A 24,576-nucleotide genomic window follows, 5' to 3' on the forward strand; every position below is an offset into this window, starting at 1 on the left:
GGAGGAGGTCATCATGGGTACAATTGGTTTACCTGGTCCATCCATTTCCGATGCTGATCCTGATATTGAGCGTGTATTAGAAGAGATCGATTGGTATATTCAGCTTCTGGCCCGGAAAGCACTGCCTGTTAGCAGCAGTATGTTCACGCACGTGGATTTCGACATAGATGATCTGGCGCAGGTGTCTCGCATCAAGCTCTGGCAGGCGCTGCAAAAGAAAGATATCGATAATCCCAGGGCGTATCTTCGAAGGATTGTCCATAACGAGGTCGTGAATATACTGCGTCAATTGAGGGAGCATATCTCTTTGCGGACGGACATAGATGGGGAACTTTCTGCTGACTTCATGCTGGAGACGTTCTGCGAAGAACTGGACTCACCAGAACATATTGTGGAGCAAAACGAGGCGGAAGCGGAGCTTTTATCAAACATAACCAGGGCTATAGCACAGCTCCATGCCCGGCAGAGGCATGTTGCGTTTTGTACGGTCAGGGATCGGGTGGATGACCTGGATCAATTTTTGAACGCCTGTGAAGCGCATGGCCTGGATACGGGCTATGAATGGCCGGATGATGAGAAGGAGCGCCACCTGTTGCAGGCTTCGCTTGGAGCCGCCAGAGGCAATATTGCGCGAGAGATAGATGTAGACATGGCAGCATATAAGAGGAAAAGAAGATGAGCCTGCTCTACCTTTTTCCTGGCGCCGGTCGATCCATAAAGAGCGAGCAGGGGCAATGAGCTACACCATCGGTATATGTTCAACCTGCCTCTGCTCCTCGCGCGAGGAGCGACGTTCAAGCAGGCGTTTGATGGCCTTGCCTATGCGCTTGACACCCTCCTCGATGTCTTCTTCAACGGGGAAGGCGTAGCTCAGGCGAAAGTGCTGTTGACCACCTCCATCGACGTGGAATGGCTCGCCGATCAGGAAAGCAACCTGCTCGTTGGCGGCTTCGCGCAGCAGGGTGCGGGCGCGCAAATCTCCGGGCAGGCGACACCAGAGATGAAAGCCGCCGTTGGGCGAATTGACACGCACCTCGGCTGGCCAGTACCTGCCGATTGCCTGCAACATCAGGTCGCGCTTGTGCCGGTACTGTTCGCGCAGCATCGCCAGGTGGTCGTCCAGCATATTGCGGCGTATCACTTCTGAAACGACCCATTGTCCCAGAGAGTTTGTGGTCAGATCAAAGATTTGCTTATGCAATGCCAGACGCTCAATGATCAGTTCCGGCGCCGCCATCCAGGCCACGCGCAGGCCGGGGGCCAGTATTTTGGAAAAGGTGCTCAGGTAAAGCACCTGCCCATTCGTATCCAGCGCCTTCAATGGCTGCGGCGCTTTACCATCAAAGTAAATTTCTCCATAAGGATCATCTTCAAGTATCGGGGTTTGATAGCGCTTCGCCAGAACTAGCAGGCGGCGCCGGCGTTCCTGCGACATCACGACACCCGTTGGATTTTGAAAGACGGGCTGGATATAGATAAAGCGCGGGCGACGACGCGCCAGGATGGATTCCAGCAAATCGACACGAATCCCATCGCTATCCATGGGCACACCGATAACGCGCGCATTCAGAGAGCGGAAAGCCTGGATCGCCCCCAGGTAGGTAGGGACTTCGACGACGACTTCATCGCCTGGATTGAGCAGAAAGCGTCCGATCAGTCCAACGCCCTGGGTTGAGCCGGAGAGGATGAGGATATGCTGCGCGTCGACGCTGACGCCGCGCCGGCGCATACGTGCCGCGATGCCCTTGCGCAGGCTGTGCAGTCCCTCAACCGGGCAGTAGCCCAGCGCGGATTGGCTGGCGGCGAGGAGACCATCGGTGAAGACTGAGCGCAGCATCTGTGCGGGCAGCAGGTTGGGAGCAGGCGAACCGGGCGCAAGGGAGAGGATTTCTCGCCGCTCACCTGCTGAGGCGAGTTCGCTCAGCATTCCAGCATCCGGGCCAAGAATTTCGCGTTCGCCGGCGGGCAAGCCTAAGAGCCAGGAGGCGGCCTCGTCCTCGAATCCATCGCTATCATGCAGGAAATGATTGCGTTTTACCAGTGTGCCGCGTCCGACATGCCCCTCAATCAGACCTTCGCTGGCGAGTTCGTTATAGGCGTTCATGACGGTGGTTCGATTGACGCCCAGTTCGCTCGCCAGCATACGCTCGGTAGGCAGGCGCGTGCCCTCGGCCAGCTCACCTGAGAGGATGGCTTCGCGCAGTTTCTGGCAAATCTGCCGGTATAACGGCAAACCACTGTTGCGTTCAAGCTGGATGAGCGTATGGATCGGTGCTGTAAATAATGGTCTTGGCGAGTACTGATTTGAGTGCTGTCGCATGGTTTTCTCCTGATTGGTACCTACCAATAGTAGTGTAACGTATCTTTTCGGCCAATTACAAGGCCAATTGGCTCATAAGAAGTGGGCCAATTCTGGATAAAGGTATGAAGATAGATCGGTGATTACCTATAAGTGGGGACAAGGGTTCTTCGTTGCACTCAGAATGACAGGCCCCGGACAAGGATTCTTCGTTGCACTCAGAATGACAGGGCCTTTGTGCATTATAGTATTAAAGATAGTGGTGTTGCGAGTAGATGGTTCACGGCGAATAATTCATATTCCCATACAATGAGAGGTGTGAAATGAGTAATTTCGAGCAGCGCATTGACCAGGTGCGCAATGATCGCGAGCATGGCTCGCGCTGGCTGGTACGTGAGACGATCTCGATCTTGCACGACATAGCAATCCAGGCGAATAGTTCCGCTGACGAACGGTTGCAGCAATTGCAGCAGGCCGGGTCGGAACTGGCGCATGCCCGCCCGGCTATGGCGGCACTGGCCGGAGCAGTGGGGCGCATTCTCTCCGCGCCGGATGGAGTAGAGGGCATGGCGCGCGAGGCAGAGCGCCTGCTGAAAGAATACGATACGGCTACAGAGCATATTGCGCGCTATGCTCGTCCTTTCTTGCATGGCACGTTAATGACGGATAGTATCTCAGGCACGGTGCTGGATGTGCTGGTCTCCTGCCGCGAGCAGATTCGAGGCGTTATTGTGCTGGAGGGCCGCCCACGCTACGAAGGACGCGATATGGCGAAGGCATTGAGCCAGCATCATATGGCGGTGACGTTGATTACGGATGCGCAGGCGGATATTTTTCTGCCGCAATGCCAGGCGGTGGTGGTGGGAGCAGATTCGGTGCTGGCGAACGGGGATGTGCTGAATAAAGCGGGAACGGCGTTGCTGGGATGGGCGGCCCAGGGTCATTCTATTCCCTTTTATGTGCTGTGCGAGACGTTGAAGGTTTCCCCACGTGGTTGGTCTGGTGACCTGGCGCAATTAGAGGAGAAAGAGGCGTCGGAAGTGCTGGCTGAACCTATTCCCGGTGTGACGGTACGCAATTTCTATTTTGATCGGACTCCGGCGCATCTTGTTACGGCGATCTTTAGCGAACAAGGGATATTGAGCAAGCAGAAGATCGCTGAGATTGCAACCTCATTAAAGGGCGTGGTTTAAAAGGTCACAAGAGTCCTATCGATTTGGTGAAAGGCGAGCAAAGCGGTATCCTGGTGGTAGGGATAGCAAGTATCTGATCGCAAAGTGGGAAGGGAAAGGGATTTTCATGGGTACCAGCAATGAACAGAACAATCAACCGGAAGGCCTGGTTGAAGGGCCGAACGGGCTAGAAACAGCGACCACAGAGCATTTCGTCGTGCCAGGTGTGACGATTGTGCGCGGCAACACGCCACCCCCGCGTACACCCGGGCTAAGGGCTGCCAGAGCAGATCAGTTGCGTTTATCCGGGCAAGCATCACAGAATGCTATGGCGGAATTTCCAGCGGCGGCTCCAGAGGCTCCCCCATTGCCAGAAGATTACGACGATGGGGAAGCTGCTGCTTCAAAGGCTCCTTCACAGTCAAGGAGCAAACAAGAATCTTCTGGCCAGGAACAATGGGAGTTCATGTGGCTTTTTGAATATGGCCTGGCGATGGATGCGGCTTATTTGAACAGCCCTGAGCGACTGAATGGCCTGGCTCTGACGTATGGAGCGGCCATATTGAGGGGGTACCGCATTGTGCCGGATGGCGTCGAGATGGGTTCGGGCCAGGTAGCGGCTACTATCGTCCCTGCGCAGCAAGCGGATGCCGGAGTATGGGGCATATTGTATCGTGTGCCGCGCCGCCTGGCCGAGCGAAATGGTGAAGAGCTTTCTCTCCTTGATAAGATTCACGGAGCGACCGTATTCGCACCGTTAGAAGTTACCGTGCATGAGATCTATCGCAACCGCGAAGTACGTTGCCTGACCTATATTGCCCCCGTTACGCGCCAGCGACAGTCGCTCTGGCCGCCATCCGTACATGAGGAAACGCGGTTAGCATATGCTCAGCAACTGCTTGCATGCGCCACGCGGCAGCAATTGCCCGGTGATTATCTGATGGAGTTGAAACGATTCGCAGCAGGAATTGAGACGCGGAAGAGAACTGCTGCCGGGCCGGTTGAGCGCAATACCGAGCCATTGCCCATAGTAAAAGGCGCAGCCGATGCCGATAGCATGAAAGAGAAGTCGAATGAGCATGGGCAGGACGCTCTGCTGGCACGCTATCCGGTTCGCTGGTTAACGGCTTTTGCGCTTTACCTGGTTGTGTTGTTGCTGGCGACGCTTACGCTGGCGTGCTTGCAGGCAATTGGATATGGGAATACTATGTTCGCCGTCAGCTTTGCGGTACTCGGTGTGCCCTGGTATGTGCTGGTGTATGGTTTATTGGGAGCATGTGTGAGCGGGATTCTTACGCTGAGAAAGCAGACTGCGGTTGGCCTGCCGGGGTTCGTGGTGATGACATGGTTCGCGCGCCCGTATATCGGCCTGATACTGGCGGCCCTGGCGTATCTCTTGCTCAATAGTGGTCTTGTTGTGATTGGTGGCAATGCCGGACAGCATTACGCATTGAATGCGCTGGTAGGCGCGCTGGCCGGGTTTTGTGAGGGATGGGTGTACTTTCGAAAAATATCCGCCCCGTAGGGACAGTGCCCGTGCCGCGATTCCGTAGGGATAGGCACTGTCCCTACGGAATGCCCCATAATGATGAGCTTGTATATAATCATTATAATAGGTACAATCAGCAGTAGAGTTGAATGTATCGTGGATGCTATTCAGGGTTCTTGTCAGCATATGGAGGAACAGCTATGCCAACCTACATTAGCCTGGTCAATCTCACCGAGCAGGGCTTCAAAGATATCAAGAATGCGCCACAGCGGTTGCAGTCGTTAGATGCAGCGGTAAAAGAGGCCGGGGGGCGGCTGGTCGGTTTCTACCTGGTAATGGGTTCGTTTGATTATGTGATCATCACCGAGGTTCCCGATGACCAGACGGCTGCTCGCCTGATCCTTGGTACTATTGCACAGGGCAGTGTGCGCACCCAGACCATGCGCGCATTTCCACGTGAAGAATTCGAGGAAATCGCGCGAGGCGTGCATTAGTAGGAGGCCGATGAATCGGCGGTGGGCGCGATCAATTGGTCCCTACGGCGAAGTCGTCACTATTCATCGTTGGGAAAGATGGCGCGAACGAGGCGTTCAGGATCATGACGCGCAAGCCGGTCGTTCTCCAGATTCAGGGGTTCGATCACGACATGAGGCACAAGGCGTAATAATTGTGCGCGGTCGGCTATGACCGGTTCACTGACTTCCTGGGCATAGGTTGTCAGCACATCGGGTGGAAATGGGCCATTATTGACAAGAACGCGATCTACATGCCCGCCCAGGTATTTATGAAGCTCCTTGACAAAATCGGAGGCCTTGAAGCCATCCGTTTCGCCATGTTTGGTCATTAGATTGCAGACATAGACTTTCTCAGCATCGGATTCGCGCACGGCACAGGCGATATCTTTTACGAGCAGATTGGGTAGCAGGCTGGTATAGAGATCGCCGGGGCCGATAATAATTGTATCCGCTCGCTTGATGGCCCGTATAGCCTGGGCGCAGCCGGGAGCGTCTTCGGGTTGCAAACGCAGGCACGCAATGGGTGAGAGCGGGCCAAGATTCTTCTTCCCCCTGGTATCAATATCCGTCTCGCCGCAGATGGTTGTGCCATCCGCGAGTTCCGCGCAAATGCTGGTTTGTGAGAGGGTAACCGGCAGCACGCGCCCGGCTGTATTGAGCAGTTCCTGGGCGTCTTCGATGGCTAGCAGGAGATCGCCGTTGTTGATGTCCTGTAGCCCCTTGAGGATAAGGTTGCCGAGGCTGTGACCGGCTACACCACGAACGGTTTCGTGTTCATCGTTATCTTCTGATTGCTGGAAGCGGTGCATAAATACTTCGCGCCATAAGGCTCCATTACGGGCCAGCGCGACCAGTGACATGCGCAAATCACCGAGGGGCAACTGGCGACGAAATTCGTCCATCAACCTGCGGGAACTGCCACCGCTGTCGGACATGGTGACAATGGCAGTGATATTGAAAGGGTATTTTTTCAGATGCGAGAGAAAAGAGAAGGTTCCTGAGCCGCCGCCTATGGTAACGACGCGGCGTCCTGCAAATCGATCTCCGGTATGATGATATGCTGGCAAAAAGGTTCTCCTATCTGAGATGAACGGGTGAATTATGATAGAGCCTGCAAAACAGAGTTTAACATGGACTCTTCAGCAGTGCAAGCAAGCATGCAGTGCAAGCAGACATTGGCTTGTAGTGGGCCTGCAAGTGTGCTATGATAGCAATTGGCAACGGTTTTTTTCATGATATTACCCCTTTCATGATACAATCAAGAGAAGTAAAATACCTACCCATATTGGGGCATTGTGTGCATGGTACGCAACGCATTCATAAAACTAAAGAGAGAAGATAGATAGGTTATGGCATCAAAAAAGAATACGGATGCTCTTGCTCCACAAGGAGATACCCCGCAGGTACAGCAACTACTTGAACTTCGCCACCAGATCGCGGAAGAATTGCATCATAGCAGCAGCAGGCAACAGGCGGAACATGCACTGGCGGAAATAAGCAGCGCGGATGAGGCGACTCAGATGGCTTTGCTTAAAGCCCTGGTCAAGCAAGGCGATACTGATGCGGCGGATGTCTTGCTGGCAATCAACGAATTGACGACGAACAAGGCAGTGCGCAAGGAGTCGCGCCGGGCATTGATACAACTGGCGGGCGCGAAGGTCTATCCCAGCTGGACGCCCGCGCCGGAAGAGGTAACACCCGGGCCGGTTGAGCATCCACCGCGCTTCTGGAGAGGCTATGCAACGCTTTCACGTGAGACGGGCCAGGTACAGCTCATTTTGTGCTGGGAACAGGGTTTTGAATATAGTCAGGCCCGTATGATGGGCTTCTTGCTCGATTACTGGCGCTACGGCATCAAGGACTTTTTTAACGAAAATAGCAGCAGGCGGCGCATCGAATCGCGCGTGCAGGAGATGAAAAACCTGTTCGCAACCTCAGAAGATGGAGAGGTTGAGGTTGTTGAATGCACGCTGGCCGAAGGACGCCGCCTGATCCTGGACGCCCTCGACGTGAATAACTGGCGTGGCTCGACACAGCACAAAGATTACCGTCACTACCTGCCGACCGTACAGCAGTTGGTGCTGAACGCGAAAAATGCGGGCGAGGATAGCGGCCGCACCTTTATTCGGCCAGATCTGCTTCCTGATGATGTTGTGGGCAATTTCGTAGGAGCGTGGTCGTTAGGTGATTACGGATTGTGCTATGATCTGCTGGCCAGTACGAGCGACCTGCTTGAGGGACGTTCGCGCGAAGAATGGGTGGATTTACGCCGCAAATGGGCGAATGAAGCGCATCCTGCCCGTATGTCACCGTCATTTATACGCGAGCGCGAGCAAAACCAGCAATCGCTCTGGTTGCCCGGTTCGGTCATTAGCAGCCGCGCATCGGCGCGGCGCGAGGTCGAGATGGGCTGGTCGCTTGAACTGTTGAATACGCCTCTTAGCGGCACGCTGCCGGAGATGCCTATGGGAACAGCTGTTTATAAAGAGACGCACCGGCACTGGTTCTGGACTTCGTATGTCCTTACCCAGGAAAATGACCAATGGCGCATTTCTCGTATGACAGACGAGGGAGCAAGGGCACAGGGGTTGCCGATTGCGGATTTGCAACAGCAGGTGAAAGACCATGAGGACCGTATGCAGGCGATTCTGAAGGAGCATGCCCCGACCGACCCGAATGCTGGACAATATTATGAAGAGATCGTCTGGCGCATGGTAGTGACAATGCACCTTGATGATGCTCTGCTGGTGAAGCTGCCATTTGACCGGGCAATCTATGAAGATGCTTTAAGCCGTGCTATGGGTATACGCATGGTGGAGCGCGCGCTCGTCTATGCCGGAGAACTGGTGCGCCGCTTTGTCGCAACCTCAAAGCATGGAGAAGATTTGAGGCGATTGGGTGCGCTGCAGGTAGCGCTCGCGGATCAGTTTGTGCAATTTGGCATGGATGAGCGCGCCGATGAGTTCTTTACTATAGCCGAAAAAACGATGCGCGACTCACTCGAGGTCGAAGATAGCTCGATGGGACATTTGCTGTTGGGCGAACTGCATATGCAACAAAATGAATACGAAGACGCGCTGGCCGAGTTCGAGCTTGCCCGGCCCCTGGTGCAAAATCGAGACGAGGAAGCTCAACTTGAATTTGATATCGCCAGCTGTCAAATTGAACTCGAGCGCTATAGCGAGGCAGCAGCTCATATGCAGCGGGTCGCGGAAATTAACCCTGATTACGCTGGTATCTGGTTCAATATCGGTCATGTTTATCGCCTGCAGAAAAACTATGCCGAGGCAGAAACCTACTTCAGGCGGGCCATTGCGCAGCAACCTGATGATATACGGCCCTATTCTGAGCTTGGTTCTATCTACCTGGACACGCGCCGCCTCTCCGATGCTTATCACATCGTGGAACAGGGAATACAGGCCAACCCCTCATCCGCGCATCTGAAGGCCCTGCTGGCCGGAATCCTGGATGAGATGGGCCAGCACCGGCGCGCCCGCATCACCCTGGAAGAGGCGGAACGCATAAACCCCGACCTGCCAATTGTCCAGGCGATGCGCCAGGTGCTTGATGAGAAGAAGAAAAGGTAGGGACAGCCGCTGTCCCTACAGGATTGGTAGGTTCATGATGGCACGAAAAAAAGAGCAAAAGCAGGAAGTTCTTATAACCTTTCTCGAAAATCTGACAGTCGGAGCGTATGCACTCTCCTATGATTTGCTTGCAAGCGATAGCAGATTGCGCGGCGGTCTTACAAAAGACGAATGGATAGAACTGCACAAAACCTGGGAGGAACAGGCCAATCCGAGAGGGTACAGGATGGATTTTGGTCGAATACTGAAACCCGAGTATACCGATACTGATCTTCCAACCCCATCGAACGAAGAGGATGAGGCCAATCTTGCGAAAATAGAGATTGGCTGGTCAATGGGTATAAATGATACGCCGCTTAATGCTTCCATCTGCGAACTCTCACAGCCAACCGCGATCAATCAGGTAACGGGGCGGCGCTGGTTCTGGGCGCTCTATACGCTGGTAAAAGAGCGCGGCAACTGGCGCGTGCAGAGCATGATCGATGAGGTAGCCGGGGCGCGAAACCTGTCAAGTGCGGAATTGCAGGAACGAATTTCACAGCATATTCCATATATGGAGGAATTTTCAAAGCAGCACACTCTATCTGACCTGGAAGAGGATTCGGATGATCCTGCTGAAATCGAGGCCCTGCAAGAAGCGCGCGCGCGTACCGGCCATGTTCTCGCTTATTTAGACGCGCTGATCGAGCAGGAGCCGCAAGAACTGCGACACTATGAACTTGCAGCCGCCCGCGCGCTGGCACTAAATGAAATTGAACGCTGCCTGGTCTACTTTGATCTCATGTTGGACCGTTTTCCTGAGAGGCGCAGCGACACCTTATTAGTGCTGAGTGGCATGCAGATGCGCTACATGCAGTACCTGCAAGGTGATTTGGATATCTTCGATTATGAGGAAGAGTTTATTGGCCGTATGCGCGAACTTGCGGAGGCTAATCTGCGCGAGTCGATATCCTTGAAAGATGACTCTTTGGGCCATTTGTTTCTGGCCCAATTGTTGCAGGAAGACGATGAACGCCTGGATGAAGTGGAAGAGCAACTGCAACAGGCCAGGGCATTAGCCCAGGACGAGGGCATAGTGGCTATGGCCGAGCATGAATTGGGTCAGCTTGCCATGATGCGCGAGGACTATGAACAGGCGCTTGAGCATTACCGGCGGGTCGCTGAAATTCATCCAGATAATTCCAGGGCCTGGGCGGATATTGGGGATGCCTTCAATGCGATGGAGCAATTTGATGAGGCGGAAGCGAACTATAAGCATGCTATTGAACTGAAACCGGATGATATCAACCTCTATGTTGACCTGAGCACAATCTACATAGCAAACGACGAGATGGACCGGTCTCGCGAGCTGTGGGAAGAGGCATTACGTGCCAATCCTGACTCTGCCGGCTGTCGTTATTATCTCGCCATGACCCTGGCCGAGCAAGGCGAATTTCGGCGCGCGCAAAAGCTGTTGGAGGAAGCGCAGAAAATTGATCCACAATCCGAGATGGCCTTCATGATTGATATGATGCTCAACGCCTTTAAAACAAGAAAATTGCCCGCCGTTAAACCGGACGAGCAAGCTCCCGCCGAAAGCACAATCACGCCCGTAGGGGCACCTTCTGTGGTTGCCCGCCCACTAAGCGGCATTAAGCCCCCAACAAAATTCTCTAGAAAGAAAGCCCGCAAACGCAAGAAAAAATGACACAGGAAGAGCGCATCATCAGCTATCATACCGTCACCCTCGGCGCAATGACTCGCGAGGGCAATACCCTGGCCGAAATCATCGATGACGATATCGCATCATCTACGCCGGGAACGCGCACGCTACAAGTACCCGCCGGCCTGCCGGGTGAGCGTGTCACCATCGCTGTAGAGGAGCTGGCCCCGCCGCCTGCAGGAAAACGCAAACGGCGCTGGAAGCCGTGCCCACCGCGCGTCTGGATCAGCGAAATTCATGAAACTTCTCCCTTGCGCGTTTCCGCTCCCTGTCCCGTGTTTGGCACCTGTGGAGGCTGCCAACTGCAACACATGCGGTATAGCGCTCAGTTGGAGTGGAAACGTTCTATTGTATGCGATCTGCTGCGCGATATTGGGGGCTTTGACGATCCGCCGGTGCTGGAGCCTGTGCCCTGTGACGATCCCTGGCATTACCGCAATCATATGCGTTTCTCCGTCAATCGCCAGGGGCAGGCTGGGCTCACCGCACGCGGTACGCATCGTGTCTTGCCGCTCAGCGCCTGTCCTATCGCGCACCAGTATATCAATCGTGCCCTGGAAGTATTGTGTACGCAGCCCAATCCGCGCCCGCAGGTCTTGATTCGTTGTGGGACTGCGACAAATCAAGTGCTTTTGCAACCCGCTCCGACCCCAGAAATCGCGCAGCGCCTGCGTGAAGCCGGTCTCGAAGTGCGCACCGAGACCATGGAGGAGGTGCTGGCCGGCGAGACATTTCGCATTCGCCCCAGTTCATTTTTCCAGACCAACACGCGGCAGGCGGAAAAGATGGTACAGATGGTGCTGGATGGATTAATCGACCATGCAATAACCGTCATCGATGCCTATTGTGGCGTCGGCACATTTGCCCTTTTGCTGGCGAAGCACTTTGATCAGGTGATCGCGATAGAGGAATCGGCCAGCGCCATTAAGGATGCCAGGGAAAACTTGCGCGACGTGCATAACGTGGAGATTCGCAAGGGCAAGGTAGAGGATTTGCTGCCAGACTTAGCTTCCCAGGTTCAGGGACTGGTGATTGATCCACCGCGCGCCGGTTGCCAGCCGGTTGTATTAGAAGCGCTCATCCGGCATCCCGTCGCCAGGATGGTCTACGTCTCATGCGATCCGGCGACCCTGGCTCGTGATCTGGGCATCCTCTGTCATACGCATCCCGCGTACCGCTTGCGCTCGGTGCAACCGTTGGATATGTTTCCGCAGACGGCGCATATTGAATGTGTAGCCGTCCTGGAGTGTCTATAAACATGATTGAACCATTGTTTCTCGCCTCTGCCTCACCCCGGCGCAGGCAAATTCTGAGCCTGCTGGGTCTGCCCTTTATCACAGGCGTTGCGCCCGTGGACGAAGACGCAGCCCAGGCACGCTATCGAGGGCCGCTCGAGGGCCTGGCGGAATGGCTGGCCAAGCATAAGGCTTCTGCCGCGCTCACATTGCCAGAAGCCGAGGGGCGGCTCGTAATTACCGCCGATACGACCGTCCTGCTTAACGACACAATTCTTGGCAAGCCGCGCGATGTCGCCCATGCCCGCGAATTGCTGCTCACCTTGCGCAATCGCCAGCACCATGTCGTTACCGGTGTCGCCGTTAGCGGGACCATGAACGGCAGCTTTGCCATGCGTAGCGCCAGTTGCATCACACCGGTACGCATGCGCGCGTACAGCGAAGTCGAAATTGCCGCTTATATTGCCACCGGCGACCCCATGGACAAAGCCGGCGCGTATGGCATCCAACACCCATCATTTTCGCCCACCGGCAGCATTAATGGCTGTTATTTGAACGTCGTTGGATTGCCGCTCTGCGTGCTGGTCGACCTGCTCGCCGAATTCAACGTCTATCCTGTTGTGCCGCTGCCACCGGCGGCGGGTTGTCCCTGGTCTGAAAAATGCCGCTTCTAACGAAATTCGAACGCATACGCGGTCGATACGCGCCCAGCCCGACGGGTGATCTACACCTGGGCAACCTGCGCACTGCCCTGCTGGCCTGGCTTTTTGCTCGCTGCGCCGGTGGCCAATTTGTGATGCGCATAGAGGACCTGGATCGCCCTCGTGTGCGACCGGGCGCAACGCAGCGTATGCTTGACGACCTGCGCTGGCTGGGATTGGACTGGGACGAAGGGCCGGATACCGGCGGCCCTTATGCGCCATATATACAGAGCGAGCGGCAAGATATCTACGCCTTCTACCTGCAACGTCTAATTGATCGCGGCCTGGTTTATCAATGCTATTGCACGCGGGCGGAGATTGCCCGCATCGCCAGCGCGCCACATGGCGAAGAAGGCCCGCGCTATCCCGGCGCCTGCCGGAATCTGACCCCGCAACAACGAAGCCAGTATGAAGCGAATAATCGCCGTCCCTCGCTGCGTTTTCGAGTCGATGATGAACGCATCGTCTCCTTTGCTGATCTGCTGGCGGGTCAGGTAGAACAACATGTACAACAGGCCGTGGGAGATTTCATTATCTGCCGCTCCGACGGCATCTTCGCCTATCAATTTGCCGTCGTGGTGGACGATGCTCTGATGGGTATCAACCAGGTGCTGCGGGGAGCCGATCTACTGGCGTCGACGGCTCGCCAGATTCTTCTATATGAAGCGCTGGGGTTTCCTGTGCCAACCTTCGCCCATGTCCCACTTGTGCTTGACGAACAGGGCAAGCGCCTGTCTAAGCGTGAGCAGAGCGCCGGTCTGGAGCCGTTACGCGCGGCAGGCGCATCACCGGCGCAGGTCGTGGGAGCGCTCGCCGCCTCGTGTGGGCTGCTAGAGGAGGGCGAGCAGATCAGCGCGGCTGAACTGTTGAATCGCTATAAGGAAAAAGGATATGATATAATGCGCTCGAAGTTAATGCAGTTCAAAAGTCCTGAGATTCTTCGCTGCGCTCAGAATGACATGCCTTGGGGCGTGTCATTCTGAGCGCAGCGAAGAATCTCAGGGTTCAAGAGCATCCCGCTCCTTTCATACAGAAGCTTGAGAATTACTACATGCTGAATATCGTGGCCCGTATTGGCCTGACCGTTTTAACCATAGTTGTTGCCCTGGGCATTGGCTTGCTGCTGCGCCGCGCCGTTGTACACAGGCTCAAAGATAGCGAGCTGGATGACTGGCTCATCCAGACGCTGGGTGCGCTGGTTATCCTGCCGTTGCTGCTCGTAGCCGCTCTCGCCTCGCCCATCATTATCACCTGGGATATCAATCAACTCACCAACGTCTTGCAGAAGGTCTTCCCCGGAGCTACCTCGCAAGATATCAAGAACTTCGCCCTCAATCTCTTCTGGACGCTACTGATCGTCCTGCTGGCCCTTGGACTTGCCCGCACGTTCATGCGCATCATCGTGCGCAGGCTTGCCGAGAGCCGCCTCGATATTAATATGCGCATCCTGTTGGGCCGCATCAGCGCCATTCTCGTACTGATTCTGGCCTTTTTCTGGATCCTCTCACTATGGGAGCCCGCGTTAACCGTGCCCGTTACCGTCGTTGGTATCATTACGGTTGCCATTTCGATAGCCATCCAGGATATCGTCAAAGACCTGGTGGCCGGCTTTTACATCCTCATCGAACACCCTTTCCGCATCGGCGACCAGATCAGCACGGCCAATTACACAGGCAGAGTCGAAGATGTGCAACTACGAGCAACCAAATTGCGTATAGTGAGCGGAGAAGAGGTGACGATCCCCAATTCACTGGTCTTTGGTGGCGTCGTTATCAATAACACATTCTACGATGAAAGGCGAGCCACGATCAGTGTGACGCTCGCACAGGAAGAGTTCGTGCAGGACGAGACGCCGGCATTGATTTTGAAGACGCTCAAGGAAATCGCTGACGTCATGGCCAAACCGGAGCCGCGCGTGACTGTGAGCAGTATGACCGGCATGGTGAGCGGCTATACAGGCTCGGCGAGTGGCTACACAGGAAAGGTTGTGTCGCTCACGGTGCGTTTCTGGATCGCAAGCGGGCAGCTTACGACGGTGACCGAGGTAATATGTCGCCTGCGCGATGCCTTGCCGAATGCCGATCTCGTTGTGCGTGAATCGGCCGGGGATGTATAGGGGTCTCCTTAGTACCGGTTGTTTCTTTTCGAAGGGGTTAAACGTTGCAGTATACAGGTAAACCAATCCTTATCAGGGTAGAGATTCCAACAACAGGAAAGAGATCTGGCCAATGACAAAGGAGCGGCGTATCGGTGTCGTCGGCGGAACCTTTGATCCGATCCACTTTGGTCATCTTGTCATAGCCGAGGAAGTGTTTGCGACACTGCATCTTGCTGAAATGGTATTCGTGCCTGCCGGTCAGCCGCCGCATAAGCCGGATCGCGGGATAACGCCGCCAGAGCAGCGCCTGGCGATGCTGGAGCTGGCCATTGCGTCGAACCCGCATTTCACCATCTCCAGGGTTGACCTGGACCGTCCGGGGCCGTCGTATACAGTTGAGACACTGCGGCTGCTGCGCGAGCAATGGGGAGAGCAAACGGCCATCTATTTCGTGATCGGTTGGGATAGCCTGGAGGATTTGTTGCATTGGTACGACCCGGCAGGTATACTTGAGCAGTTGGATTATCTGGTTGCGGTTCACCGGCCTGGCTACAAAGATGGCGAGGATTACATCAACCGGTTAGAAGAGCGTTTACCGGGAATAAAACAGCGTTTAATTACCTTACCGGCGCCGCAGTTGGAAATCTCGGCCACAGAGTTGCGACAGCGTGTTGCGGATGGCCGTCCCATCAAGTATCAAGTGCCGGAAGCTGTCGAACAGTACATCATGCAGCATGGATTGTATTGTAAGAACAGAGAGCTAAATCGCCAGGATGATCACGACGGTCACCCGCACACGGAGAGAGCGCATGGCACCGATGCAACTTAACGTAGGGGATCGGCTGCGTTTGCGTAAGCCGCATCCCTGCGGAAGCTACGATTGGCAAGTAGTGCGGCTGGGGGCCGATATTGGCCTGCGCTGTGAGAAGTGCGGTCGTCGTGTCTTGTTGCCTCGCGCCGAGGTTGAGCGGCGTACAAAGCAGATTCTTTCTCGCGCCGCCGATGCCGGTACACTAATCGACGGCGATATGTAAGGACGTACTAGAGCACGATAATAGACTTGAACAAAATACTGTGGTAATCCCCGAGGGGCCGATAAATCGGCGCTGGGCGCGATCAATCGGCCCCTACGGCTTCGCCGAGGGGAATGCATTCCATGCCATGGCTTCGTCGTGGGGGATGTATTCAATTGCCGCGGTGAAGCGGTAGGATATGCATTCCATGGCCACGGCGAAGCCGTAGGCCCCGATTTATCGTGGGCACCGCCGATTTATCGGCCTTTTGCAACACTATTTTGTTCAACTCCATTATCTGGCACCTGCTGGTCGCCCTGGTAAGGAGCATATGTTATGGCTGTGGCCGCGCCACAAAGCGGGTTTCGCACTCTCCTCAGGAAGAGGAATTTTGTGCTGCTTTGGATGGCGCAGCTCATCTCCATGACGGTCCTCAACGCGTCCAACTATGCGATACTCGTCCTGATTGAGGAAATTACCGGCTCAACCACGCTGGTCGGTCTGGCTATCATCAGCTTCAGCCTGCCTGCCGTCCTTTTTGGCGCTCCGGCGGGCGTATTCGTTGATCACCTGAATAAACGCCGCGTGCTCTGGAGCAGCAATTGCCTGCGTGCCATTGCCACGTTTGGATTCGTCGTCTCATTGCTACTCAACCGTCACGAACTCGTTACTATCTACCTGCTGACTTTCCTGATATCGGGCATTGGCCAGTTCTTCACGCCCGCTGAAGGTTCCACTATTCCGATGCTCGTCAACGAGGAAGAGCTTTTGCCCGCGCTATCCCTTTTCAACATCACTTTCATGCTTGCGCAGGCCCTTGGTTTCATCCTGCTAGCTCCCCTCGTCTTGAGCTTTTTGCCGACCTTTACGCTGCTCGGCATCGCCATTGGTCCGGTAGTGACGCTCTACGCAATCATGGGAGTACTCTACGGCGTTTGCGCGCTACTGGTTGCGCTCATTCCGTCCGGGCTTTTCGCGCCGGCTCGTGTTGAGGATAAAGAAAATCTGGGTACGCGTTCGTTAAGCGTGATCGGCAATGTATGGAGCGAAACGAAGCAGGGATGGCACTTCATTCGGAGAAACCACCTGCTTTTCCTGGCGGTGATCCAGTTGTCGTTTGCCGGTGTATTGTTGCTCGTCATTGGTGAGCTTGCCACACCGCTAGTCACCAAATTGTTCGAACTGCCGCCCAGCGCCATGGCATTTATTTTTGCGCCTGCCGGGATCGGTCTCGTAGTCGGTTCAGTCTTGATGCCTGAAATTACGCGTCGATTGGGTAAAACGCGCGCGGTCTTCACCGGCACAATCATCCTGGCTGTGGACATTCTCTTTTTGCCGTTCTCTACCTTTGTCGCGCGGTTCTTAGAACCCCACGGCTGGAACACCAATCCTCTTCTGCTCATATTTGTGGCGCTTGTCATGTTCACCGCCGGCTTTGCTATCGATCTCATCAACGTACCGGCGCAAACTGCCATCCAGGAACTGACTCCTGATTGGATCAAGGGCCGCGTCCTTGCCTTGCAGTTGATGTTTTACAATGCCTGTTCAATTCCTGTAATCCTGTTTATCGGAGCAATTGCCGACCTGTTCGGACTCGCCAAAGTAATTTATCTTATAAGCGCGTTGATTGCCGGCTTCGGACTCTGGGGCCGGTACTACGAGCATAAACCGCGTCGTTCCAGAAAAGAAGATGAGATGATAGAGGTGCCAGGGGAGCAGCGCGAACCTGACAAGATTCGACTGTAGGGACAGCGCCTGGTGCCTGTTCTGTGACCCCATGAGGACAGGGACAGGCCGCTGTTCCTACAGTGAGAGAAGAGAGATGGATCCGACTTCAGCAGCGCAGTTGAAAATATATGAGCCATGGTTCATCATTGCCGGCGTCTTCGTTTGCTTTATTCTATTGCGCTTCACGCGCAAAGCTTTACGACGGCGTATTGATGAAATAGGCTACCGGCTGCGTGGCGAGCGCGGCCTGCTGTTCTGGTTCTGGTTGAACGCGCCAGGGGTCATCGTTCACGAACTGAGTCACGCGCTTGTCGTTTTGCTTTTCCGCCCTTTTGGTTTTCGCATCACCAGCATCTCGTTCTTTCACATTCAACCGCAGCAACAAAGAGGGCCTGGTGGTCGCGTAGTCAAAAGCGGCAGGCGGCAATCGTTGCAACTGGGCGAAGTACAATATATTCGACCGTCCGGGCGCTTCATGAGCTACGTTGGCGATGGCATGAGCGCGATTGCACCCCTGTTTGGCGGCATCGGAATGCTGCTCCTGCTCTACTGGGTGGCGACGGGCTATAGCCTCTGGGACCTGAGTATCCAGCACTTCCAATTGCTTCGCCCCGGCTGGCCATGGTGGACGCTGGTCTTCGCCCCTTATCTCATCCTGACCGTCACGTCTGAATTCTGGCCCAGCCACCAGGATTGGCGAGGAGCGCGCTGGTTCCTGATGGGCCTGGCAAGTCTGCTACTTGCGGCGGTGGCGTTCCTCTATCTACTGAAATATCTTGTCTTTAACAATGCACTTCTCCAGCAGGTCTCGGCAATAGCGCTGCATATCGACCTGGCGTTGGGTGTGCTGCTCGTATTAGACCTGCTTTTCCTGCTGATTGCCGAATTACTGTTACAATTAGTGCGTCGATGATTTAAACATGCCTGAAACACCACTTATCATTATTTCGGGACCGCCCGGCACCGGCAAAACAACGCTGGGGAAACGCCTGGCGAAAGAGCTGAGTCTTCCATTCATCCACAAAGATGGCATTAAAGAGCTTCTCTTCGACAAGCTCGGCTGGAGCGATCGCGCGTGGTCAAAGAAATTAGGGATGGCCACCTATGCCCTGCTCTTCTATTTTCTCGAGACGCAGCTAAGCGCCGGTCGCTCATGCATCGTGGAGAGCAACTTCCACGCCGACTTTGACACGGAAAGATTTCTGAACCTGAAGGCAAAGTACGATTTTGAACCCTTGCAAATACACTGTGTAGCCAGCGGTGAAGTACTTTTCCAGCGCTTCAAAGATCGGGCCGCCTCAAGCGAGCGCCACCCCGGACACGTAGAAACCGCGAATCTCGAAGAGTTCAAACCGGTGCTGTTGCGCGGCAGGGACGAAGTGATGAACCTCGGCGGTACGGTGATCGAGCTTGATACGACGGATTTCGCGACCGTGGATTATGAGGGGCTGGTGAAGAGGGTACGGTTGCAAATTATGGGTTTGTGACTTTAAACAGCAAGGCTTTTATTGACAAATTACTTAAGTTGTTATATAACCTGTATAGAGTTTTCTTACATAAAGGAGGTAGCTCGTGAAGGAGCAGACATTATCCATTTCGGAGGCTCAAAAAGAACTTACACGTATACCGGATCAGTTTGAAGAAGAATTAGAAGCTGTGACGGTAACTCGCTATGGCAAGCCTGTCATGGCAATTCTCCCATTCAAAACGTACAAGTCGTTACTTGAAACAATTGATTCGTTGATTGAGACCCTCGAAATCTTGCAGGACGAAGAACTAATGGCGGCATTTCGCGAAAGTGTCAGGGCGCTGCAAGGGGGAGAGACCGTGGATTGGGAAGATGCTAAGCGGGAGTTAGGATTATCGTGAAATGGCGCATTAAATTGACACAACCTGCTCTAAGGCAGCTAGAAGCGATCAAAGATATACGTGTGAGAGAGAGCATTGGTAGACGCATAGACGCATTGGAAAATGATCCAGAAAAGCAAGGCAAACCCTTGAAGGATGAGCTTACAGGTTACCGGAGTATACGAGCTGTGGGCCAGCGTTATCGAATCTTGTATAAGTTAGAGGCAGAGCAGGTTGTGGTATTGGTAGTAACTGTGGGCATGCGCAAAGAAGGGGATAAGGCCGATGTATATGCACTTGCAAAAAAACTTGAGCGGTTGGGGTTGCTAGATGAAATAGATTAATCAGGCATCAAAGTCTTCGAGCAAGGACTTGGAGAGTAGGTCCTTGCTTTTTTATGCTACAAATTATCCTTTTACTGAACGCAATATATGTTATGCGTTCAGCATTGAAATGAGACAAAAGTTAGGAGTATATATGCCTGATTACTGTTCAATTCGCATCTGGCAACTCAAACCAGGAAGTACTGCCGGAGAGCTGGAGGCGTTGGCCGCGTCGGGCCTGCTGGAGATGCAGCGCTGGATACCGGGAGTGAAACATGTTTCGCTGGTACGCCTGGGAGATGCATTTGACGGGCGTTATATTTTAACCACGAGGTTTACTAATTACGAAGCGTATACAAATTGGCGGCAGGTTGAGGAGGAAGGCCCGGATTATTGGGAGCGTTATGCTTCAATTATGATGCATTGGGAGCAGGTGGCACGCCTGGTAGAGGAATATCATGGAGAGTTAGCCCTGGATGCAGCAATTACGACGCAAGAAATGCAAAACTAATCCTTTCTGGTTATGGCACTAGCAGTGAACAAAACAAACTGGTATATTACTAGATATGAGAAAGGCTGACATTTGTGGCCTGATCCGTATTTCAGGGAAGTGATGCGGACACAGCGCGGTCAATTTTTGAGTGCCAGGAATGCTGCATGAATCAGAACTATGGTGTGCTACGCGTCGTGCGTGTGATGTCTGCTCGCTCTTCTAGCGGGATGCCGGATGCCCAGCATTCCCAGGCGAAACATCCCACGGGCTGGTTGCCGGAAGAGGGGCTGGTCCATGTACTTACGCGCCGCACTACCGCTATTGGGCGTGCATTACACAACGACGTGATCTTGATGGACCCGACCGTCTCGCGCGAACATGCGAGATTAATACTCGACCAATCCGGCTGGCATATTGTCAATCTGACAGAGCAGAACGTGGTGCGTGTCAATGGGAGACCGGTTCCGGGAGGCCGTAGCCTGCGCGTGCAGACACAGGATATTATCGTCCTGGGCAACACGATGCTCCAGTTGATCGCTCCCTCTACATCCCGGCTCGCGGTTTCTGGCGCCGGTGCGGATTCCTACCTGGACAGTAAAACTGATATACTGCCCCGGCCACAGCTATCGTACCCGGCGCCGTCCGGCAGCATGACCCTCGAAAAGGAACGACCGCTCCTTACATCGTCGATGCCTTTGCAACAGGAGCCGGCAACCGCCTGGAGACAGGACCCTGCGCCTTTCGACACGCGAGATCGAGCCAGGAGCCTTGACGAAAATCACGCCAGGGCTTTTACACCGCCCAATCTCTCGACCGTGCCCGAACGATCTGATGCTCAGGCCGAACAACAGGTGTGGGAAGATGAGGAGGCCGAGAGTATATTGGGAGCCGGCATTACCATGCAATTTGCCTTACCGCAGCGTATGGGCATACGAACACGCTGGCTGATCGCCGGAATCGGCCTGGCAATTCTCCTCACCAGTGCCATGATCACCGTCATACTCAATAGTGTGATCGGCCTGTCAGCCCTCGAACAAAATGGGGTGGCAAGCATCATAGCCGCGCTCACCATTCCAATCATACCGGCAATCGGTATCTTCTTGCTGGTCAACTTCATGGACCGTTACGAACGCGAACCCTGGTTCCTGCGACTGGCCGCGTTCTTATGGGGAGCCATTATTGCCATTCCCCCGGCCTTTTTCATTGAACAGAAGGTGGACCCGCTGCTACAAAATCTCCTCAATCAGGTGAGTTCAAGCGAGGTGCTGCATACAGCCTTGCAGGAATTGAATGTCGGAGTAACAGAGGAGACGATCAAAGGATTAGGCCTGCTACTGCTCTTCATCATCCTGCGCGACGAATTTGACAATGTCACCGATGGCATCGTCTATGGGGCGTTAATTGGCGCGGGTTTTGCCATGGTCGAAAACTTCAGCTATTTTGCCCTCAACTCGAAAAACTTCCTGGTATTTCTTATAGTCGGAAGGATTATCCTTGGCTGGCTGGGACATTCAACCTTTATTGCCTGCTTCGGTGCCGCGCTTGGCTATGTCCGCCATACGAGAGTGCGCTGGAAGCAGATATTGATCCCACTGCTTGGCTTTCTGGTAGCTGTGGGGTTGCACAGCTTTTTCGATTTTGTGGATTTTCAGGCCAGCGCTGCCATTCGCTCCGCGCCATATGATAGCACGGTCGTGACCTATGCGCTGATCGCCATCATCGGCAATTACATCCCCCCCTTCCTGGCGCAGCTGGGGCTACTCTACATCTTGATCAAGTCGCTGGCGCATGAGGCGGCGATTATCCGTGAGTTTCTGGCCTCTGAAGTGAGCGATGGCGTAGTAACTGTAGGCGAATATGCCCTGCTCCAGAACTCTTTCAATCGCACAAAAGAGGAGCGCCGCGTGATGTGGAAGTGTGGCATGCGGCAATGGATGCGCGTGAAGGCCCTCTACCAAACGGAAATAGGGCTGGCTTTCCGCAAGTGGCATGTCCACATGGGCGATAAACCCAAGCTGGGCTATATCCAACCGGAAGATGCCTATCGCCGCCGCATCCGCAATTTGAGGAATGAAATCCGGGCGGCAGGATGCGTGTTAGAGATGCCGCCCGCCTGAAGGTGCTAACCCACAATCATTGGAAAATTGATCCCAGGGTTGGAGGCGTTGGTCGTATAGTGCCAACGTTGCGCGCCGTTGCTGTCCTGCAGAGCATAGACAGCGCCATTGTCCTCTACATAGACCATTCCACCGGCAACCAGGGGTGAGGACGCCTGGCTCCCGATACTGCCACCACTGACATCGGCCTGCCAGCGCTTAGAGCCGTCGCTTGCCTGTAATGCCTCGATTTTACCGGACGCCAGAGCTACTATATACACTGTATTGTTTGCTACTGTGGCTACGTATGGATCGATTTCTCCGCTGGAAGCATGCCAGGTCTGTGTTCCATCGCGACCTGCCAGCGCGTAGACGGTTCCGGTGTCAGCGTTCGCTATATATAGATTATCTCCGTCAACGACAGGCGCTCCAATGATTCCTGAACTTCCAATACTGGTATGCCAGGCGACAGACCCATCACTGGCTCGCAAAGAGTAAATGCTTCCATTGGAAGCACTCATGTAGAGATTTCCATCGACAAAAGTCGGTGCGGACAGCCTATTCTTACCTGGAGAATAGCGCCAGCGTATACGGCCGGTAATCGCGTTCAAAGCGTAGAGCGTACTCTCAGAGCCATCGACGCTCGATCCGACCACATACACACTATCGCCATATACATGCAATGAAGTCAAAACAGGCTGGCTCGCATAGTACATCCATCGCGGTGTCCCTTGAGTGGCGCTCAAGGCGTAGACGACGTGATCATCAATGCCAGCTGCATAGAGTGTATCATTAACAACCTGCAAGTTGGGCACTCCTACTTTCGCGTTGTTGATATCCAACTTCCACATCTTGGAACCATTATTTGCTCCTAGTGTGTAAATGGAACCGGTCAGCGTACTTACAACATACACGATCCCATTACTCACAACAGGCTCAGCAAGACCGGCACTTTCGGTATCCGTATGCCAGAGTACAGAGCCATCACTTGCCTTCAGCGCGTAAACGATACCTGAACCTGAAGTCAGGTTCGAACCGGCGGCATAGATAATCCGATTACTTTCCGTTAGTGAGAGGTTCGTTACCGTGGTCTGATAATGCCATCGAACTGCACCGGTATTCGCCTGCAATGCATAGCTCTTGTTGTCCTCCTCTTCTACTATTCCGAAAATATATTGTTATGCGTGAATGGCGCGAAAGATATTGCCAGAAACAGGTCGCGGATATGAGTTAGCCGGAAATCGGAAGTGATTCATCCTCTACTTGCTTGAAACTTGTTTTGCTATTGCTGAGTAACGGTGGGGATACTAAATGGTGGAGGCAATCTTATCTACTTACTGAAACTCCTTCTCTCTCTCATGGTGTATACTCTCCTGGGAAATGCCCTGGTAGTTCATAGCCATTCACTTCATTTGAGTGAGCCATCAATCCCTACGAACAAATCCAATATCAAGGTTGATCAATTCAGATGCCTCTGTTGCTGATCCATACGTTTATCTCTGTCAGGTTCTGTATTTCGGCGTTTTAGGAACCCGCGGTCTCACCCCAACATTCACTTCTTTGCCGTTGTGGAAAAGAGAAGCGGTGCAGCCCTCCCAGGCATAGACGGTAATGCTTGTCTCCGAATCATCGATCTCGACAACTCCTTGCATGGGACTGTGTAAGAGCAGTGTAAAATTTGTATGGGGTCCCATGGCATAGATTTCTCCCCATGGCTCCAGTACGAACGTAATTGTTCTCTCTCGTGAGTTGGAAACCGTCACTGAAACTTCGTACTCTTGCATACGCTCTCACTTTCCTCTCAGGAGGTCAGCGACCCATTGCATCAGGTCAGCTCGACCAGCAGCACTCGGGTTTGAAGGATTGGCCTGCATTACTTCGCGATAGAAATCGGCCCAATCTTGTGCCATCTCTGGTGTAACTCCAGCTTGTCGCATTTCATCTTCTGTTATTTGCCCAATTCTCGCCCTGGCCGCATCATTCCCAGTACCCCACTTCATAACATCCTTGCCAAACTGATTCCGAGTCATGCCTGCTGGATGTTCAGGCGGATTTGGCTGTCCGCCAGGAGATGAAGGATCATTACCTCCACAAGTATTATGGACCACCCACTGCCCCATCCCCACCGTGAAGGTGTGATCCTGGGCCACCTCCAGATTATACATCACCCTGACCCCCGGCACACTCTTCCACCCCGTCACGACCCCATAGGTGCCATTGGCCCGCAAGACGTGCATGCCCAGCTTGATCTGCCCCACTGGCAAGAAGCCACGCTCC

24 protein-coding genes are annotated in these 24,576 nt (G+C 54.0%); 19 read left to right on the top strand and 5 right to left on the bottom strand.

What is annotated here, in order from left to right; translation table 11 throughout:
* Window positions 1–13 precede the first annotated feature (13 nt).
* On the top strand, window positions 14–679 hold the full coding sequence (locus tag VFA09_02280) for a sigma-70 family RNA polymerase sigma factor (GenBank protein HZU66080.1): 666 nt from the start codon (window positions 14–16) through the stop codon (window positions 677–679).
* Between the two features lie 60 nt (window positions 680–739).
* Here the strand turns inward: VFA09_02280 and VFA09_02285 are convergent, their stop codons facing one another.
* Window positions 740–2,320 carry a PLP-dependent aminotransferase family protein gene (locus tag VFA09_02285; protein ID HZU66081.1) on the bottom strand — a complete coding sequence of 527 codons (1,581 nt, stop codon included), beginning with the start codon at window positions 2,318–2,320 and terminating at the stop codon, window positions 740–742.
* A gap of 302 nt (window positions 2,321–2,622) precedes the next feature.
* Between VFA09_02285 and VFA09_02290 the strand changes: the two genes are divergently transcribed.
* From VFA09_02290 to VFA09_02300, 3 genes are all read left to right on the top strand, one after another.
* Window positions 2,623–3,492 (top strand): translation initiation factor eIF-2B, encoded by an 870-nt coding sequence (locus VFA09_02290; GenBank protein HZU66082.1) that lies wholly within the window; start codon window positions 2,623–2,625, stop codon window positions 3,490–3,492.
* Window positions 3,493–3,598: 106 nt separating this feature from the next.
* Window positions 3,599–4,996, top strand: a complete 1,398-nt coding sequence (locus tag VFA09_02295) for a gamma-glutamylcyclotransferase family protein (protein HZU66083.1) — start codon at window positions 3,599–3,601, stop codon at window positions 4,994–4,996.
* Window positions 4,997–5,160: 164 nt separating this feature from the next.
* Window positions 5,161–5,454: a GYD domain-containing protein gene (locus VFA09_02300; protein HZU66084.1), complete on the top strand. Its 294-nt coding sequence runs from the start codon at window positions 5,161–5,163 to the stop codon at window positions 5,452–5,454.
* 59 nt (window positions 5,455–5,513) lie between these two features.
* On the opposite strand, the gene VFA09_02305 is transcribed toward VFA09_02300, so the two are convergent.
* Complete coding sequence (locus VFA09_02305; GenBank protein ID HZU66085.1) at window positions 5,514–6,542, bottom strand: gluconeogenesis factor YvcK family protein; 1,029 nt, start codon at window positions 6,540–6,542, stop codon at window positions 5,514–5,516.
* Between the two features lie 282 nt (window positions 6,543–6,824).
* Between VFA09_02305 and VFA09_02310 the strand changes: the two genes are divergently transcribed.
* The 15 genes from VFA09_02310 to VFA09_02380 all read left to right on the top strand — a co-directional run bounded on the left by VFA09_02310 (window position 6,825) and on the right by VFA09_02380 (window position 22,320).
* A complete protein-coding gene (locus VFA09_02310; protein ID HZU66086.1) occupies window positions 6,825–9,062 on the top strand; it encodes a tetratricopeptide repeat protein in 2,238 nt (745 codons plus the stop codon).
* A 34-nt stretch (window positions 9,063–9,096) separates the two neighbouring features.
* Window positions 9,097–10,749 carry a tetratricopeptide repeat protein gene (locus VFA09_02315; protein HZU66087.1) on the top strand — a complete coding sequence of 551 codons (1,653 nt, stop codon included), beginning with the start codon at window positions 9,097–9,099 and terminating at the stop codon, window positions 10,747–10,749.
* Window positions 10,746–12,020, top strand: a complete 1,275-nt coding sequence (locus VFA09_02320; GenBank protein ID HZU66088.1) for a class I SAM-dependent RNA methyltransferase — start codon at window positions 10,746–10,748, stop codon at window positions 12,018–12,020. Before VFA09_02315 ends, VFA09_02320 begins: the two co-directional genes overlap by 4 nt.
* Before the next feature lie 2 nt (window positions 12,021–12,022).
* Window positions 12,023–12,673, top strand: coding sequence for a Maf family protein (locus tag VFA09_02325; protein ID HZU66089.1), 651 nt, complete (start codon window positions 12,023–12,025; stop codon window positions 12,671–12,673).
* On the top strand, window positions 12,661–13,683 hold the full coding sequence (gene gluQRS / locus VFA09_02330) for a tRNA glutamyl-Q(34) synthetase GluQRS (protein ID HZU66090.1): 1,023 nt from the start codon (window positions 12,661–12,663) through the stop codon (window positions 13,681–13,683). Before VFA09_02325 ends, gluQRS begins: the two co-directional genes overlap by 13 nt.
* Before the next feature lie 68 nt (window positions 13,684–13,751).
* Entirely contained in the window at window positions 13,752–14,816 is a 1,065-nt protein-coding gene (locus tag VFA09_02335; GenBank protein HZU66091.1) for a mechanosensitive ion channel domain-containing protein, read from the top strand.
* Between the two features lie 112 nt (window positions 14,817–14,928).
* The gene (gene nadD / locus VFA09_02340) at window positions 14,929–15,627 is read left to right on the top strand and encodes a nicotinate-nucleotide adenylyltransferase (protein ID HZU66092.1); all 699 of its coding nucleotides are present in this window, start codon (window positions 14,929–14,931) and stop codon (window positions 15,625–15,627) included.
* Window positions 15,608–15,832 (top strand): DUF951 domain-containing protein, encoded by a 225-nt coding sequence (locus VFA09_02345; GenBank protein HZU66093.1) that lies wholly within the window; start codon window positions 15,608–15,610, stop codon window positions 15,830–15,832. The genes nadD and VFA09_02345 overlap by 20 nt, the downstream gene beginning before the upstream one ends.
* A 315-nt stretch (window positions 15,833–16,147) precedes the next feature.
* Entirely contained in the window at window positions 16,148–17,557 is a 1,410-nt protein-coding gene (locus tag VFA09_02350; protein HZU66094.1) for an MFS transporter, read from the top strand.
* A 76-nt stretch (window positions 17,558–17,633) separates the two neighbouring features.
* Window positions 17,634–18,452 (top strand): hypothetical protein, encoded by an 819-nt coding sequence (locus tag VFA09_02355; protein HZU66095.1) that lies wholly within the window; start codon window positions 17,634–17,636, stop codon window positions 18,450–18,452.
* Window positions 18,453–18,459: 7 nt separating this feature from the next.
* Window positions 18,460–19,026, top strand: coding sequence for an ATP-binding protein (locus VFA09_02360; GenBank protein ID HZU66096.1), 567 nt, complete (start codon window positions 18,460–18,462; stop codon window positions 19,024–19,026).
* Between the two features lie 85 nt (window positions 19,027–19,111).
* Complete coding sequence (locus tag VFA09_02365; GenBank protein ID HZU66097.1) at window positions 19,112–19,408, top strand: type II toxin-antitoxin system Phd/YefM family antitoxin; 297 nt, start codon at window positions 19,112–19,114, stop codon at window positions 19,406–19,408.
* On the top strand, window positions 19,405–19,731 hold the full coding sequence (locus VFA09_02370; protein ID HZU66098.1) for a type II toxin-antitoxin system RelE/ParE family toxin: 327 nt from the start codon (window positions 19,405–19,407) through the stop codon (window positions 19,729–19,731). Before VFA09_02365 ends, VFA09_02370 begins: the two co-directional genes overlap by 4 nt.
* 133 nt (window positions 19,732–19,864) lie before the next feature.
* Window positions 19,865–20,221 (top strand): hypothetical protein, encoded by a 357-nt coding sequence (locus tag VFA09_02375; GenBank protein ID HZU66099.1) that lies wholly within the window; start codon window positions 19,865–19,867, stop codon window positions 20,219–20,221.
* 146 nt (window positions 20,222–20,367) lie between these two features.
* The gene (locus VFA09_02380) at window positions 20,368–22,320 is read left to right on the top strand and encodes a PrsW family glutamic-type intramembrane protease (protein ID HZU66100.1); all 1,953 of its coding nucleotides are present in this window, start codon (window positions 20,368–20,370) and stop codon (window positions 22,318–22,320) included.
* Between the two features lie 5 nt (window positions 22,321–22,325).
* On the opposite strand, the gene VFA09_02385 is transcribed toward VFA09_02380, so the two are convergent.
* From VFA09_02385 to VFA09_02395, 3 genes are all read right to left on the bottom strand, one after another.
* Window positions 22,326–23,429: a PQQ-binding-like beta-propeller repeat protein gene (locus tag VFA09_02385; protein HZU66101.1), complete on the bottom strand. Its 1,104-nt coding sequence runs from the start codon at window positions 23,427–23,429 to the stop codon at window positions 22,326–22,328.
* 372 nt (window positions 23,430–23,801) lie between these two features.
* A complete protein-coding gene (locus VFA09_02390) occupies window positions 23,802–24,083 on the bottom strand; it encodes a hypothetical protein (GenBank protein HZU66102.1) in 282 nt (93 codons plus the stop codon).
* Between the two features lie 6 nt (window positions 24,084–24,089).
* On the bottom strand, window positions 24,090–24,576 hold a 487-nt coding region (locus VFA09_02395; GenBank protein ID HZU66103.1), incomplete at its 5' end, for a DUF4951 domain-containing protein.

It is taken from the genome of Ktedonobacteraceae bacterium (assembly GCA_035653615.1).
Classification (GTDB): domain Bacteria; phylum Chloroflexota; class Ktedonobacteria; order Ktedonobacterales; family Ktedonobacteraceae; genus DASRBN01.

What these genes read in the sequence shown, in the direction of transcription:
- VFA09_02325 (HZU66089.1), top strand. Translation starts at nt 12,023, where the DNA reads ATGATTGAACCATTGTTTCTCGCCTCTGCCTCACCCCGGCGCAGGCAA.
- VFA09_02380 (HZU66100.1), top strand. Translation starts at nt 20,368, where the DNA reads ATGAATCAGAACTATGGTGTGCTACGCGTCGTGCGTGTGATGTCTGCT.
- VFA09_02310 (HZU66086.1), top strand. Translation starts at nt 6,825, where the DNA reads ATGGCATCAAAAAAGAATACGGATGCTCTTGCTCCACAAGGAGATACC.
- VFA09_02300 (HZU66084.1), top strand. Translation starts at nt 5,161, where the DNA reads ATGCCAACCTACATTAGCCTGGTCAATCTCACCGAGCAGGGCTTCAAA.
- gluQRS (HZU66090.1), top strand. Translation starts at nt 12,661, where the DNA reads ATGCCGCTTCTAACGAAATTCGAACGCATACGCGGTCGATACGCGCCC.
- nadD (HZU66092.1), top strand. Translation starts at nt 14,929, where the DNA reads ATGACAAAGGAGCGGCGTATCGGTGTCGTCGGCGGAACCTTTGATCCG.
- VFA09_02375 (HZU66099.1), top strand. Translation starts at nt 19,865, where the DNA reads ATGCCTGATTACTGTTCAATTCGCATCTGGCAACTCAAACCAGGAAGT.
- VFA09_02280 (HZU66080.1), top strand. Translation starts at nt 14, where the DNA reads ATGGGTACAATTGGTTTACCTGGTCCATCCATTTCCGATGCTGATCCT.
- VFA09_02390 (HZU66102.1), bottom strand. Translation starts at nt 24,083, where the DNA reads ATGCAAGAGTACGAAGTTTCAGTGACGGTTTCCAACTCACGAGAGAGA.
- VFA09_02350 (HZU66094.1), top strand. Translation starts at nt 16,148, where the DNA reads ATGGCTGTGGCCGCGCCACAAAGCGGGTTTCGCACTCTCCTCAGGAAG.
- VFA09_02315 (HZU66087.1), top strand. Translation starts at nt 9,097, where the DNA reads ATGATGGCACGAAAAAAAGAGCAAAAGCAGGAAGTTCTTATAACCTTT.
- VFA09_02360 (HZU66096.1), top strand. Translation starts at nt 18,460, where the DNA reads ATGCCTGAAACACCACTTATCATTATTTCGGGACCGCCCGGCACCGGC.
- VFA09_02355 (HZU66095.1), top strand. Translation starts at nt 17,634, where the DNA reads ATGGATCCGACTTCAGCAGCGCAGTTGAAAATATATGAGCCATGGTTC.
- VFA09_02285 (HZU66081.1), bottom strand. Translation starts at nt 2,320, where the DNA reads ATGCGACAGCACTCAAATCAGTACTCGCCAAGACCATTATTTACAGCA.
- VFA09_02335 (HZU66091.1), top strand. Translation starts at nt 13,752, where the DNA reads ATGCTGAATATCGTGGCCCGTATTGGCCTGACCGTTTTAACCATAGTT.
- VFA09_02320 (HZU66088.1), top strand. Translation starts at nt 10,746, where the DNA reads ATGACACAGGAAGAGCGCATCATCAGCTATCATACCGTCACCCTCGGC.
- VFA09_02290 (HZU66082.1), top strand. Translation starts at nt 2,623, where the DNA reads ATGAGTAATTTCGAGCAGCGCATTGACCAGGTGCGCAATGATCGCGAG.
- VFA09_02345 (HZU66093.1), top strand. Translation starts at nt 15,608, where the DNA reads ATGGCACCGATGCAACTTAACGTAGGGGATCGGCTGCGTTTGCGTAAG.
- VFA09_02295 (HZU66083.1), top strand. Translation starts at nt 3,599, where the DNA reads ATGGGTACCAGCAATGAACAGAACAATCAACCGGAAGGCCTGGTTGAA.